This is a genomic window from Bacillus sp. EB106-06-01-XG163, assembly GCF_058791615.1.
In genome coordinates, this window is the sequence record NZ_JBYTDS010000004.1 from 229,139 (window position 1) to 242,287 (window position 13,149).

Annotated in this window: 12 protein-coding genes and 1 riboswitch; of the genes, 7 read left to right on the forward strand and 5 right to left on the reverse strand. The window is 48.9% G+C overall.

Annotation, left to right across the window (positions count from 1 at the left end):
* Positions 1-64: 64 nt before the first annotated feature.
* Positions 65-961 (reverse strand): CvfB family protein, encoded by an 897-nt coding sequence (locus AC3WTF_RS07095; RefSeq protein ID WP_170936341.1) that lies wholly within the window; start codon positions 959-961, stop codon positions 65-67.
* 99 nt (positions 962-1,060) lie between these two features.
* On the opposite strand from AC3WTF_RS07095, the gene AC3WTF_RS07100 reads away from it, so the two are divergent.
* From AC3WTF_RS07100 to AC3WTF_RS07115, 4 genes are all read left to right on the forward strand, one after another.
* Positions 1,061-1,552, forward strand: coding sequence for a YajQ family cyclic di-GMP-binding protein (locus AC3WTF_RS07100; protein WP_012117263.1), 492 nt, complete (start codon positions 1,061-1,063; stop codon positions 1,550-1,552).
* A gap of 100 nt (positions 1,553-1,652) precedes the next feature.
* Positions 1,653-1,774, forward strand: a riboswitch (SAM riboswitch).
* A gap of 89 nt (positions 1,775-1,863) precedes the next feature.
* Positions 1,864-3,705, forward strand: a complete 1,842-nt coding sequence (locus tag AC3WTF_RS07105) for a bifunctional homocysteine S-methyltransferase/methylenetetrahydrofolate reductase (RefSeq protein WP_007409150.1) — start codon at positions 1,864-1,866, stop codon at positions 3,703-3,705.
* Between the two features lie 82 nt (positions 3,706-3,787).
* On the forward strand, positions 3,788-4,228 hold the full coding sequence (locus AC3WTF_RS07110) for a GNAT family N-acetyltransferase (RefSeq protein ID WP_007409151.1): 441 nt from the start codon (positions 3,788-3,790) through the stop codon (positions 4,226-4,228).
* A 195-nt stretch (positions 4,229-4,423) separates the two neighbouring features.
* Complete coding sequence (locus tag AC3WTF_RS07115) at positions 4,424-5,050, forward strand: pentapeptide repeat-containing protein (RefSeq protein WP_047935574.1); 627 nt, start codon at positions 4,424-4,426, stop codon at positions 5,048-5,050.
* 7 nt (positions 5,051-5,057) lie between these two features.
* Here AC3WTF_RS07115 and pdxR read toward each other — a convergent pair whose 3' ends face one another.
* Positions 5,058-6,500, reverse strand: coding sequence for a MocR-like pyridoxine biosynthesis transcription factor PdxR (gene pdxR, locus AC3WTF_RS07120; RefSeq protein ID WP_032871156.1), 1,443 nt, complete (start codon positions 6,498-6,500; stop codon positions 5,058-5,060).
* Positions 6,501-6,625: 125 nt separating this feature from the next.
* On the opposite strand from pdxR, the gene AC3WTF_RS07125 reads away from it, so the two are divergent.
* On the forward strand, positions 6,626-7,234 hold the full coding sequence (locus AC3WTF_RS07125; RefSeq protein WP_020955613.1) for a LysE/ArgO family amino acid transporter: 609 nt from the start codon (positions 6,626-6,628) through the stop codon (positions 7,232-7,234).
* 53 nt (positions 7,235-7,287) lie between these two features.
* Positions 7,288-7,782 carry a DinB family protein gene (locus tag AC3WTF_RS07130; protein ID WP_007409154.1) on the forward strand — a complete coding sequence of 165 codons (495 nt, stop codon included), beginning with the start codon at positions 7,288-7,290 and terminating at the stop codon, positions 7,780-7,782.
* A 143-nt stretch (positions 7,783-7,925) separates the two neighbouring features.
* Here AC3WTF_RS07130 and AC3WTF_RS07135 read toward each other — a convergent pair whose 3' ends face one another.
* Positions 7,926-8,789 carry an AraC family transcriptional regulator gene (locus AC3WTF_RS07135; RefSeq protein WP_007409155.1) on the reverse strand — a complete coding sequence of 288 codons (864 nt, stop codon included), beginning with the start codon at positions 8,787-8,789 and terminating at the stop codon, positions 7,926-7,928.
* 122 nt (positions 8,790-8,911) lie between these two features.
* On the opposite strand from AC3WTF_RS07135, the gene AC3WTF_RS07140 reads away from it, so the two are divergent.
* Positions 8,912-10,279, forward strand: coding sequence for an MATE family efflux transporter (locus AC3WTF_RS07140; protein WP_003155121.1), 1,368 nt, complete (start codon positions 8,912-8,914; stop codon positions 10,277-10,279).
* A gap of 35 nt (positions 10,280-10,314) precedes the next feature.
* Here AC3WTF_RS07140 and AC3WTF_RS07145 read toward each other — a convergent pair whose 3' ends face one another.
* The gene (locus tag AC3WTF_RS07145) at positions 10,315-11,055 is read right to left on the reverse strand and encodes a squalene/phytoene synthase family protein (protein WP_136803434.1); all 741 of its coding nucleotides are present in this window, start codon (positions 11,053-11,055) and stop codon (positions 10,315-10,317) included.
* Positions 11,056-11,140: 85 nt separating this feature from the next.
* A complete protein-coding gene (gene asnB / locus AC3WTF_RS07150; protein WP_492314220.1) occupies positions 11,141-12,982 on the reverse strand; it encodes an asparagine synthase (glutamine-hydrolyzing) in 1,842 nt (613 codons plus the stop codon).
* Positions 12,983-13,149 lie beyond the last annotated feature (167 nt).

The window sequence follows — 13,149 nt, forward strand, 5'->3', positions numbered from 1 at the left end:
GTATAGGAGCTTTTGAGAAAATAAAAAACATCGGTTTTGGTTCACCGATGTTTTTGCAGAAAATTTATTGTTTTTCGTATGTCCAGCCGTCTTCCTGATAGACCTTGCCGTTTTTCATCAGATGCCCGAGCGCCCGCTTAAAGGCGGCTTTGCTTAAATGAAACCGTTCGCGGATATCGTCAGGATGGCTTTTGTCTCCGTAAGGCATCGCGCCGTTTCTTGATCTCAGATAGGTCAGAATCTCTTCCGCGTCAACCGAAAGCGCATCCTGCTTTCTCGGCAGCAGTGACATGTTGACGGAGCCGTCTTCCTTCACCTCGATGACACGCCCTGTCACGCGGCTGCCGAGTCTCGGCTCTTCTTTTCTTTCTGAAGGGTGAATAAACGCGCGGATACCTTCATCGGTAATCAGAAAAGAGCCTGATGCAATCAGTCTGTACACCGTGCCCGTCAGGTCTTTATTCATGACGTCTTCCTCTGCATCCGTAAATAATTCACTGATGATATCTTCAGGCGCCGGCTTGGCAAACATGCGCCCGCGGCTTGTCACCTTCAGCATGCAATACAGTCTGTCTCCTTTTTGCGGCCAGACGGATTTGTACGGAGGCAGGTGCTCCGTTGCGACGAGCGCGTCTTTTGACAGACCGACGTCGACGAATACGCCCATATCTTCCACAGCGTCCGTCACTTCCACCCATCCGTAGTCATAAAAGCTGATGAGCGGCTTTTTCATCGTCGCCGCGAGTCTTTCCTGATGATCGACGTAAATAAATACGTCCACTTCATCTCTGTCTTCGATATCCTCTGTGATTTCACTGTTATGTAAAAGAACCGTATCCTCGCCGTCGGTTAAAAAATAACCGAAATCGGTTTGGTGATCTATACTAAGCGTGAGCTGCTGCCCTGGTCTCATGTTATCGTCCTTCCTGATTCGCCCGTATGAGGCTGATGTTTTTCTCATTTTTTCCAATATGCATAAATTCATGCTTTATGCTGTTGGACATTTCTCTTTATTCTACTATAATCAACTCATAAGTGAAATGTTATAGGAGGTTTTCTCATGGCAAAAGAAAGTTCTTTTGATATTGTATCCAAAGTTGAATTTCCCGAAGTGCAGAATGCGATTCAGATGACGCTGAAAGAAATCGGCACGCGCTATGACTTTAAAGGATCGAAAAGCGATGTAACTTTAGAAAAGGAAGAACTTGTCCTGATTTCTGATGACGAGTTTAAACTGAATCAGCTCAAAGATGTGCTGAGCGGCAAGCTGATCAAACGGGACGTGCCGACGAAAAACATTGAATACGGCAAAATCGAAAATGCATCGGGAGGCACGGTGCGCCAGCGTGCGAAGCTTGTACAGGGCATTGATAAAGACAACGCCAAAAAAATCAACGCGGTGATTAAAAACTCCGGCTTGAAGGTCAAGTCGCAGATTCAGGACGACCAAGTGCGCGTCACCGGAAAAAATAAAGATGATCTGCAGCAGATTATTGCAGCCGTCCGCGGAGCAGACCTGCCGATTGACGTTCAATTTATTAATTTTAGATAAATTATGTGATTCCTATTGATTATTGTCTCTATTTTCGGTAAATTTGGAGAAAGGGATTTTCACAGTTAAGTTTTGGAAACCCATGACAATTACATGAACGTTCTTATCAAGAGAAGCCGAGGGACTGGCCCGACGACGCTTCAGCAACCGGTGTAGTGGTTTACCCAAACCATGACCAAGGTGCTAAATCCAGCAAGCTAAAAACAGCTTGGAAGATAAGAAGAGAGACAAATGATTACAAAGTCTTCTTCTTAAGAAGACTTTTTTTATTTCTCTTTTTTCCTTGCTGAATGTGACGAAGGAGGCAAACAATGGGACTATTACAAGACTTAAAAGAACGGATTTTAATCGGAGACGGCGCGATGGGCACTCTCCTCTATTCCTACGGCATTGACAGATGTTTTGAGGAACTGAACGTATCAAAGCCCGAAGAGATCAAGCGGATACATAAGGCTTACGTGGAAGCCGGGGCAGACATCATCCAGACAAATACGTACGGCGCGAATTTTATTAAGCTCTCAAGATACGGACTTGAGGACGAAACGAAAAAAATCAATCAGGAGGCGGTCAGAATCGCGCGCGCTTCCTCAGACGGCGCTTATGTATTGGGAACGATGGGCGGCATCCGCACCTTTAACAAAAACGCCTACAGCCTGGAGGAGATTAAACGCAGCTTTCGGGAGCAGCTTTATTTATTGCTGCACGAAGAGCCGGACGGTCTGCTTCTGGAAACATACTATGATTTAGAAGAGGCGCGTGAAGTGCTGAAGATCGCGAGAAAAGAAACGGAACTTCCGATTATGCTGAACGTATCCATGCACGAACAGGGCGTGCTGCAGGACGGAACGCCGCTTCGGGAAGCCCTCAGGTCCATTGCCGATCTCGGCGCTGACATAACGGGAATCAATTGCCGGCTCGGCCCGTACCACATGATTGAAGCGCTCACCGAAGTGCCGATTTTCCGTGACGCTTATTTATCGGTCTATCCGAACAGCAGCCTTCCGTCTTTAGAAGAAGGCCGGCTTGTTTATGATACGGACGATGCCTATTTCCGGGAGAGCGCCGTACAGTTCCGCACTCAGGGCGCGCGCATTATCGGCGGCTGCTGCGGTACGACGCCAAACCATATCAGAGCCATGGCTGAAGCGGTCCAAGGACTTTCTCCCGTCACTGATAAAGAAGTGAAAATCAGACGGGAAGAAGAAGTCATCTCAGTCCGCAACGAACGGACCGAGCCGGGTTTAAACGAAATCGCCGCTCAAAAACGGTCAATTATCGTAGAGCTTGATCCGCCGAAAAAATTGAATTTTGACAAATTTCTGCAAGCGGCGGCTGAATTAAAAGAAACCGGCATAGAAGCGCTGACGCTCGCCGACAATTCATTGGCGACACCGCGGATCAGCAATGCCGCCTGCGGTTCATTGCTGAAAGAGCGCCTTGATATCCGTTCTCTCGTTCACATTACATGCAGAGACCGCAACATCATCGGCCTTCAGTCACATTTAATGGGGCTGGATACGCTCGGGCTCACCGACATTTTAGCCATCACGGGTGATCCTTCAAAAATCGGCGACTTTCCGGGGGCTACCTCCGTCTATGATTTAACGTCCTTTGACTTGATCAGGCTGATTAAACAATTCAACGAGGGCATTTCTTTATCAGGGAAACCGCTCGGCAAGAAAACGAACTTTTCCGTAGCCGGAGCATTTAATCCGAATGTCCGCCATCTCGATAAAGCAGTAAAACGGCTGGAGAAAAAAATCGAGTGCGGAGCTGACTACTTCGTGTCCCAGCCTGTCTACTCGGAGCAGCAGCTCATTGACATTCATCATGAAACGAAGCATCTCAAAACACCGGTGTATATCGGAATCATGCCGTTAACGAGCAGCCGCAACGCAGAGTTCATCCATCATGAAATCCCGGGCATTAAGCTGTCAGACAGCATCCGCGAAAAAATGGCGCTCGCCGGCGAAGACAAGCGGAAGCAGAAAGCCGAAGGCCTCGCCATCGCCAAGTCGCTTCTCGACACGGCGTGCGAACTGTTTAACGGAATTTATTTAATCACCCCGTTTCTCCGTTCTGATTTGACGTCAGAGCTTGCAGCTTATATTAAGCAAAAGGATGAAAAGCGGGCTGATGTATATTTGCATTGACGCGGAAGAGGCCGCCTGATATGACAGGCGGCTTTTTCATGGTACGATACAGAAAAAGAATCAAGCAAAGGAGGATTTTTTCATGGTTGAAGTAAAACCCATCACCGCAGAAGACACATACGCGATCAGACACAGCGTGCTGCGCCCCCATCAGACGATTGAGGATTGTAAATATGATCAGGACAGCGTCAAAGGAGCCTTTCATCTCGGAGGTTTTTACGACGGGACATTGATCAGCATCGCTTCTTTCTACCCGCAGAACCAGCAGGCTTTACAGGCAGCGCCCGCCTATCAGCTGCGCGGCATGGCGACGCTTGAGGAATACCGGACGCAAAAAGCGGGAAGCACGTTAATCGCCTATGCAGAACGAAAACTGGCAGATATGGGGGCGGCGCTTGTCTGGTGCAACGCCAGATGTCACGTAAAGGGATATTACGAAAAGCTCGGCTGGAAAAGCACGGGCAGCCCCTTTGACATACCCGGCATCGGCCCGCATGTGATCATGTATAAAGAACTCGCCTGAAACAGACAAATGCCCTTGGGGACATGTCTCTAAGGGCATTACCTTGAATGTCACGCCTGCTTTTATATACGGTACTATTGACGCCCTCCCGCTTTTTTAATACCCTTTGTACATTACACAACAGCAAGGATGGCAGGCAGAACGATATCTGTCAATTGCCGTTTTCAGCTATTAATTCAGAAAAGGAAGTATGAGATGAATACGATCCAAAAACCGAAAATCCCGAAAGAATTGCCGGTGCTTTCTTTCACAGAAGCGCTTCAGGACGACCTCATAAAAGAAGTCGTCATAGAAAACGCCGTCGTAAACAGCAAACTGGACGGCCTGCGCGCCGAAAAAGTCATTTTCAGAAACACCGTTTTTACGGATGTCTCTTTCAGACATATGGAATGTACGGATGTCCTGTTTGACAAATGTGATGTCTCAAACGCTGATTTCAGCGGAAGCATCATCCATAGAACGGCGTTTCAGCATTCAAAAATTCTCGGCTTGAATCTGGCGGATTCCGCCATGCGTCATGTACGGTTTGAAGACTGCCTCGCAAATTACAGCTCCTTCAGCTATTCCAATATGAAGCATGTCCGGTTTGACACGTGCGCTCTTACAGAAAGCGAGTGGAATGATGCCGTTCTTGAATACACAGATCTTGACGCCTGTGATTTGAACGGTGCAAACTTCATCGGCACGTCTCTTTTTAATATGGATATCAGCACGTGCACATTTGATCATCTGCACGTCTCACTTGAGAAGCTGAAAGGATGCCGCATCTCTCCGGCGCATGCCGTTACATTCGCAGAAGCGCTCGGAGCCATTGTGACGTGAGCTTTTATTAAACGAAACGGCGGGCGATGTCCGCTATCGTTTGAATGCCTTTTTCCAAGTCCGGTAAGGATGCGTATGAATAGGAAAGACGCAGGCTTTGCCGGTCTTCGGGAAGATAGAGAGCTCCCGGATTGATCAGCACGCCGGCCTCCAAGGCACGGGTGAAAAGCGTCTGAACGGCGATTGCTTGATGAAAAGTGACCCAAATATAAAAGCCCCCCTCCGGCACACGCCACTCCGCAATATCTCCCGCGTATCTTTCAAGAGAACGCAATGCCGCATCTCTTCTGATTTTGAGTTCCTTTCTGAGACGCAAAAGGCGCGCTTCATAGCGGCCGCTTGACAGCCATTGACATGCCGCCCATTGAGATAAAGCACTGGAGCCGTAATCCGTCTGCATTTTAATATCGGCGAGCCTGTCTGCAACCGGCTCAGGGGCGACGACCCATCCGATGCGCAGACCCGGGCTTACGGTTTTTGACAGCGTGCCGATATACAGCACATTCCCCTCACCGTCCATGGATTTTAACGGAGGCGGCGGTTCTTTATCGATCCATAAATCACCGTATGCGTCATCTTCAATGACAGGCAGGCGGTGATTTCTTGCGAGGACGATGAGTTCCTTCCTCCGCTTGAGTGACATCACCGTTCCTGTCGGATTATGGAATGACGGAATGGTGTACAGCAGCCCTGCTTCGTATTGCCGCCGGTAAGCAGGAAGATGATCCGTTTTGATTCCGCTCCCATCCATCGGCACTCCCTTAAGCCTGACGCCCGCTGATTGAAACACACGCAGGGAATGGAGATACGACGGGTTTTCAGTCAGCATGACAGAGTTTGGTTTTAGCAGCCCGATTGAAATGAGCTGAAGCGCCTGCAGCGCGCCTGAGACGATTACGATGGATGCCGGGGACGCGTGAATTCCCTTTGTTTTCAAATGTTCCGCGACGCTTTGCCGAAGCTGAAGGCTGCCCTTCGGTTCTTCATAGCCGAGCGCAAAAATGTTAGTTCCCGCTTCACGGAACAGTTCGGCCATCTCCTGCTCAGGCAGCAGCTCTTGACTCAGTTCACCCGTCCCCAGCCTGATCAGATCCGGACGCGGCTCGTTTTGATTAATGGCCTGAACCAAGGCTGAATTCGGCTGATGACTTCCCGATGTAACGTATGTGCTCCAATCAAGGGGCTTAGCCGCTGCCATGATGCTCCACGTATTGTTGACGACCTTTGTGCCTCCCCCTCTTTTTCCTTCCAGAAGACCTTGGGCGATTAACTCATCAACTGCTGCCGTCACTGTGCTTCGGTTGACCTGAAGCTCCTCGGCGAGCTTTCTTTGTGAGGGAATTTTCGTGCCGATGGTCCATTCGCCATGAAGTATTTTTTCTTTTATATGCTGTTCGATCTGGAGATAAAGCGGTATGTGCGACTCCCGATCCGGACGCCAGCTGTTCATACGTCATCCCTCCTTCTTTATTTATTATACATTTGGCTGGTTCAAGTACCAGCCAAATGGCCGGAGACATCAGCACACAGTGCGGCTACAATGAGATTTAGTTGACGATTGGAGGGTTTTACGAAATGAATGCCATTCTTCACGGAGTGATGCTCGCTTTCGGCCTTATTTTGCCATTGGGCGCGCAAAACGTGTTTATTTTTCAGCAGGGAGCCTGGCAAAAACATGTGTGGCAGGCATTTCCCGCAGTGATTGCCGCCGCGGTATGCGATACGATTCTCATCAGCGCGGCCGTCGCAGGCGTGTCAATGATTATTGCAGAGATTCCCGTTTTTCAGACCGTCATGCTTATAGGCGGCTTTTTGTTTCTCAGTTTTTTAGGCTGGCAGACTTGGAGAAGCAAACCGCAGGCCGAACAGGCGAAAAAAACGGTTTTCTCGGCAAAAAAACAGGCGGTCACGGCCGCCATGGTATCCCTTTTGAACCCGCATGCGATTTTGGATACCGTCAGTGTCATCGGCACAAGCTCCGCCGCCTATCCGGGAATTGATAAATGGCTGTTTGCCGGTGCTTGTATCGCGGTTTCCTGGGTATGGTTCGCCGGACTGGCGTTCGCGGGACGGCTCGTTCAAACGGCGGATACAGGAGGCCGGCTCCTCGGCATCCTGAATAAATGCTCGGCATTGGTGATGTGGGGTGCTGCTTTTTATTTTGCGGCGCTTTTGTTTCGATAAAAGGAATTCGGCCAGGCCATGTTGAATGTACCGGAAGAAGAGGGGGAATTGGAATGTCAGACATTTTAAAGCTGTATCACTACCACAGATGGGCAAATGAGCAAGTTATTCAGCATCTGAAGACGCTGCCCGCGGTCAGCTTACAGCAGAAACTGAAAAGTGTTTTTCCGACTGTGAACGCCGTGCTTGTGCATATATACCGGGCTGATTACATTTGGCTTCACGTGCTTTACGGAGAAACTTTCGAACAAATCGTCTCGCAGTTTGATCAATTTGAAAAGCTTGACGGAGATTTTGAGGCGGTTGAACATAGAATGACTGAACTGGACAAAGAATTCAGCGAATTTTTAAAAGAAATGGAGAACCCGGAAGGCCCGATCTCTATTTCTCATCCGCGCCTGGGGACGCTTCAGACGACATATGCCGATGTGATCCGGCATGTTGTGAATCACGGCACATACCATCGCGGCAATATCACCGCGATGCTTCACCAAATGGGCTATAAAGGCGTGCCGACTGACTACATTTTTTTCTCATACGAATCATAAAAAAGCAAAGGCCTCCCGGGCCTTTGCTTTTTCACTTCGAATCTATCATAATCCGGCATAGCCGGAGACGCCCGCTTTTTCGGCCACATCGTAAATTGTCATTTTCATGCTTACTGATCCCTCTTTTGTTCTCTGGTATTAGGTCAGTCCGTTTTCCGGCTTACGAATTTGCGGTATTCAAGCGGCGAAATGCCTTCAATCTGTTTAAACAGTTTGGAAAAATAGGTCGGGTCCTCCATACCGATGGCGTCCGCGATTGCCCCCATTTTGTCATTGGTTGCGGACAAAAGACGTTTCGCCTCCGTCATTCTGACTTTGTTCGTATACTGGCCGGGCGTGACGCCGAGCACCTGCTGCATACAGCGGGTCACGTAGTCTTGGTTGTAATGAAGAGCCGAAGAGAGCGCTTTGATGGTTGTTTTCTCCTGATAGTGCTCCTGCAGGTACCGGGCGGCCTCCCATGCGACTCTTTCCTTTGCGGACGGGATTTGGAACGCTTCTTTCTGAAGATGGAGCAGCAGCTCTTCAAACAGAATCTGCTTTCTGAGCGGCAGATCGGAGTTCTCGGCGCTGTCATCGGTCAGCACACTGAATTGCCCGGCCATAAACTGCGGGCGTCTCACCTTCCCTTTTTGCGGCAGGGACAGGCGGTAGCGGGACGGTTCTTCAAAGCTCCCTTTTTTTCGCCTCAGCTCCGACCAATTGTTCCCGGTTGTTTCCGTCACCTCATAAGCCGCTCCCTCAAAATGAAGCCACGAATAGGATGTCGTTTCTTCACTGCCTTTTGTCCCGTAATGTTCAAGGCCGGGAGAAAGCAGAATATATTCTCCCGCTTCAACGGAAAAGGCGTTTTCGTCTTCTGTAATGTAGAGGACGCCTTCTTTCACATACAGCAGATCAAACACCGGGAAGACCCGTCTCACATGGGTTTCGCCTTTTTTGAATACTCCTTCTCCCGCAGCGATAAAGACCGGGAACGGAGGAACTGTGAACTCGAGAAAGGACATATTTTCGGCCCTCCTTTTTAAGTCGGATTTTTGCAAGAAGTTTCGTTTCTCTCCCTTTTTATTATAAGAAAATGGAGGTACACTTTTAAACGTTGATTTTTTCAGGAAAGGGGTTAAAAGAAATGAAACAAGCGATTTTAAAACGGGCTGCGTTCAAACAATCCTCTGATCACAAACTCTCATTATACGCGCTGACTTGGCCGATATTTATTGAGGTTTCATTATATATGTTTATGGGAAACGCCGACACTCTTATGCTTAGCCAATACTCTGACAACAGTGTGGCAGCCGTGGGTGTCAGCAATCAGATTTTAAATTTAATTATCGTGATGTTCAGCTTTATCGCAACGGGTACGACAATTGTGATTTCACAGTTTTTAGGATCTAAACAGAAAAAAGAGGCGCAGGAAGTGGCTTATGTATCAATAGGAGCGAACTTTGTCATCAGTCTCGCCATCAGCGCCGCCATATTTTTTGCGGCCGTTCCGCTGCTTCATGTGATGGGTCTTTCCAATGAATTGATGCCGGATGCCAAAGTCTTTTTGCAGGTGGTCGGCGGGCTGTCCTTCATTCAGGCTTTGATTATGACGTTCAGCGCCATTTTAAAAAGCTACGGTCATACGAAGGATACGATGTTCGTTACGATCGGGATGAATATTTTAAATATTGCCGGAAACTTTCTTGTCATTTTCGGGCCGCTCGGCCTTCCGGTGTTAGGCGTCGCCGGTGTTGCGATGTCAACGTCCTTCGCGCGGATCATCGGGCTGATTGCGATGATTGTGATCGTCAAAAAACGCATCGGACTCGGTCTGACATGGCAAAAGATTTTTCACGTCCATAAAGAGCACTTGCGAAAACTCCTGAAAATCGGGATTCCGTCTGCCGGCGAACAGCTGTCTTACAACATTTCGCAAATGGTTGTCACTTATTTTATCGCCATTATGGGCGCTCAGGCACTTACAACAAAGGTTTATACACAAAACATCACCATGTTTATCCTGCTGTTCGGAACGGCGATCAGCCAGGGCACACAGATTTTGATCGGCAGATATATCGGCGCCAAACGGTTTGACGACGCTTATGACCGCTGCATGAAAAGTCTGTACTGGGCGCTTGGCATTGCCGCTTTGACATCCGTGATCATGACCTTGTTTTCAAAGCAGCTGATCGGAATTTTCACAAGCAGCCCTGACATAATTGCGACGGCGAGCATGCTGATCGCCATGACGATCATTCTTGAGCCCGGCCGTTCATTTAATGTCATTATCATCAACTCGCTGCGGGCTGCCGGAGATGCAAAATTTCCCGTCTACATGGCGATGATTTCCATGTGGGGTATCGGTCTGCCGCTCGCTTATCTGTTCGGCATCCATTTCGGATTAGGGCTTATGGGCATCTGGATTTCATTTATCGCGGATGAATGGGTCAGAGGCATTCTTATGTACAGAAGATGGCGGTCGCGGATTTGGATTCAAAAAGGGATTGCATAAACGCCCGAAGCTTCGTTATGAAGCTGGGCGTTTATTTATGCTTGTGAAAGCCGTTGTCTCATGTCACCGAGCTCTGATCGGTAATGTGCCAGCAAACCGGTAACGGCGGGCCTTGAGTATAACGGAAACAGCTCCAGCTCTTCAGACGCCTCCTCGAAATACGCCTCGGCCTCGAATGCGATGTACTCCCATACATTCATAAAAGCTTTGTTGACGGTATGGCTCTCCAGCTCTTCTTCCGTATAGCCGAATTGCTTCATCACCTGGCGCGGGAGACGCTTTTTCGCCCGCTCGTCCGTATGGACCTCCAGAAGCACCCGGGTCAGCTGAATGGCTGCTCCTAATGAAACGGCTGCATGGCGGAGTTTCTCTTGGTTCCGGCGCGCACAAACCGGCAGCAGCAGCAGGCCGAGGGCTCCGCCTGTTTGGCCCGCATACATCAGCAGGTCATCAAACTCTTGATAAGTTACTTTTTCTCTGTCAGAGATTTGGCCGGCGATAAACTCACGTAACGGCTCTTCTTCAAGCGCAAATTGCTGCCGCACATCGGTGAGCGCCTCCCACAAAAAGCCGTCGGCGCGTGACCCGTTCAGAAAGTCTTGTGCCGCCTGTTCAAATCCTCCAAGTTCCTGCACATCAAGCCGGTCAGCTTCGTGAAACAAAGCAAGCACCGCCCATGCGGCCCGCCTGTTTTTTGGCGGCAGGGATGAGAAAGTCCGTTTATATAAAGGAAAGTGCGCCTCGGCAAGCTGGGCGCATGTTTCGTATTCGGTCATGGTATCACTCCTCTGTTTTTTAGTGTACCATATGTTTCACAATAAAAAGACCGATATCCTTCAGCGGAAACCGGTCGCGGCACTGTTATTCTTCTATATCGATACGGTACGCCTCAAACCATGTATGGATCTGGGCAAGATGGGCGATCAGCTGCGGGCCTTTCATCAGCTGGCCGAACCACGGAACCTGAAAAGATGAACCTTCTGTCTCCAGCAGCATTTCCAGCTTCTTTCTGTCAAGCAGGGTGTGAAGCACGGAATCTTTCTGTTGTAAAATCGTTTTCAGCCATTCTGTGACCCCCTGCGTGTATTTCGGGTGATGCGTTTTCGGATAAGGACTTTTTTTGCGGTACAAAATATCTTCAGGAAGCAGTCCTTCAAGCGCTTTCCGCAAGATACCTTTTTCCCGGTTGCCATGCATTTTCATTTCCCAAGGAATATTCCAAACGTATTCCACAAGTCTGTGGTCGGCGAACGGCACCCGTACTTCAAGACTTGCGCCCATGCTCATGCGATCTTTGCGGTCGAGCAGATTTGTCATAAACCAAAGCATATTTAAGTAGAACAGCTGCCGTCTCGCTTTATCTGTTCCCGTCTCACCGTCTAACAGCGGCGTTTCCGCAATGGTTTCTTCATATCTCGCATTCACGTATTCTCTAAGATTCAGCCGTTTTTGCCACTTTTCATCCAAGAGCGTGACCCTCTCCTCAGTCGACCTCATCCAAGGAAATCCCTCTTCTTCTGCCGCTGTGTGAAACCACGGATATCCGCCGAAAATTTCGTCCGCACATTCTCCGGAAAGGCTCACGACAAAATCTTTTTTAATTTCCCGGCAGAACCATAATAGCGATGAATCAACATCAGCCATGCCCGGCAGGTCTCTGACGAGAACGGATTCCTCCAGATGTTCAATCAGCTGATCCTGCGTAATCACGCACTTATGATGCTGTGTGCCGAATGCATTTGTCATTTTATCGATCCACGGGCCGTCATCATTCGGCTGAAAGGCGCTCGCTTTAAAAAATTTGTTGTTCTCCTCATAATCAATTGAATAAGTATGAAGGGGATCTCTGCCTTGTTTCTCAAAATGAGCGGCGGCTATCGCGGTTATCGCGCTCGAATCAAGCCCCCCTGATAAAAACGTGCAAACCGGCACGTCAGATACGAGCTGGCGTGTCACTGCATCTTGAAATAAGTACCGAATGTGAGCCGCGGTTTCATCGAAGCTGTCTGTATGCTTTTTGCTCTTTACATTCCAATAACGCCATATGGACAAACCGTCCTTTGAGAAAGTGAACGCATGGGCGGGACGCACCTCGTGAATTCCTTTAAACACTCCGCAGCCCGGAGTTCTGGACGGCCCGAGTCCGAATACTTCCGCAAGTCCGCCGCTGTCTGTGCGGGCTTTCACATCAGGATGAGCAAGAATGGCTTTCAATTCCGACCCAAACAGAAAGGAAGAGCCGTGTTCTTTATAAAAAAACGGTTTGACGCCGAGCCGGTCTCTTGCCCCGAACAGCCGCTTGCGCTTTTCATCCCAGATAGCAAAAGCGAAAATACCGTTCAAGCGGTCCACGCACTCCTCCCGCCACTCAATATAGCTGTGCAGCAGCACTTCTGTATCAGAGGTCCTCTCAAAACGGTGGCCCCTCGCCTGAAGCTCCTTCCGCAATTCCTCCGTGTTATACAGCTCGCCATTATAAATGATGGTGTACGTTTCCTCTTGATGCGTGCAGGCCATCGGCTGGCGGCCGCCTTCAATGTCAACGACCGAAAGTCTTTTATGTCCGAATAAAACATGGGGCTCTCCCCAGACGTTTGAATCATCAGGCCCTCGTTTTGAAAGAGTGTCTATCATATTGTTCATAATATGTTTCTCTTGGACGAGCTGCTTTTGAAAATCGACCCAACCCGCAATTCCACACATGTGATATCAGCTCCAATCCCGTTTCTGTCAGTATCAAATTCGTTTCTATCAGCACTTTACCCAGTTTATGCAAAGAAACGCAGATAGTTGATTTGTCCCACTAAGAGTTGTATGAGACAAGCCCGATTTGGAAAGAACGGAAGAGAAGAAACAAACAAAGGAGACCG

Excerpts from the sequence above, each read along its gene's own strand:
- AC3WTF_RS07095 (WP_170936341.1), bottom strand. The coding sequence starts at position 961 with ATGAGAAAAACATCAGCCTCATACGGGCGAATCAGGAAGGACGATAAC.
- AC3WTF_RS07100 (WP_012117263.1), top strand. The coding sequence starts at position 1,061 with ATGGCAAAAGAAAGTTCTTTTGATATTGTATCCAAAGTTGAATTTCCC.
- AC3WTF_RS07105 (WP_007409150.1), top strand. The coding sequence starts at position 1,864 with ATGGGACTATTACAAGACTTAAAAGAACGGATTTTAATCGGAGACGGC.
- AC3WTF_RS07110 (WP_007409151.1), top strand. The coding sequence starts at position 3,788 with ATGGTTGAAGTAAAACCCATCACCGCAGAAGACACATACGCGATCAGA.
- AC3WTF_RS07115 (WP_047935574.1), top strand. The coding sequence starts at position 4,424 with ATGAATACGATCCAAAAACCGAAAATCCCGAAAGAATTGCCGGTGCTT.
- pdxR (WP_032871156.1), bottom strand. The coding sequence starts at position 6,500 with ATGAACAGCTGGCGTCCGGATCGGGAGTCGCACATACCGCTTTATCTC.
- AC3WTF_RS07125 (WP_020955613.1), top strand. The coding sequence starts at position 6,626 with ATGAATGCCATTCTTCACGGAGTGATGCTCGCTTTCGGCCTTATTTTG.
- AC3WTF_RS07130 (WP_007409154.1), top strand. The coding sequence starts at position 7,288 with ATGTCAGACATTTTAAAGCTGTATCACTACCACAGATGGGCAAATGAG.
- AC3WTF_RS07135 (WP_007409155.1), bottom strand. The coding sequence starts at position 8,789 with ATGTCCTTTCTCGAGTTCACAGTTCCTCCGTTCCCGGTCTTTATCGCT.
- AC3WTF_RS07140 (WP_003155121.1), top strand. The coding sequence starts at position 8,912 with ATGAAACAAGCGATTTTAAAACGGGCTGCGTTCAAACAATCCTCTGAT.
- AC3WTF_RS07145 (WP_136803434.1), bottom strand. The coding sequence starts at position 11,055 with ATGACCGAATACGAAACATGCGCCCAGCTTGCCGAGGCGCACTTTCCT.
- asnB (WP_492314220.1), bottom strand. The coding sequence starts at position 12,982 with ATGTGTGGAATTGCGGGTTGGGTCGATTTTCAAAAGCAGCTCGTCCAA.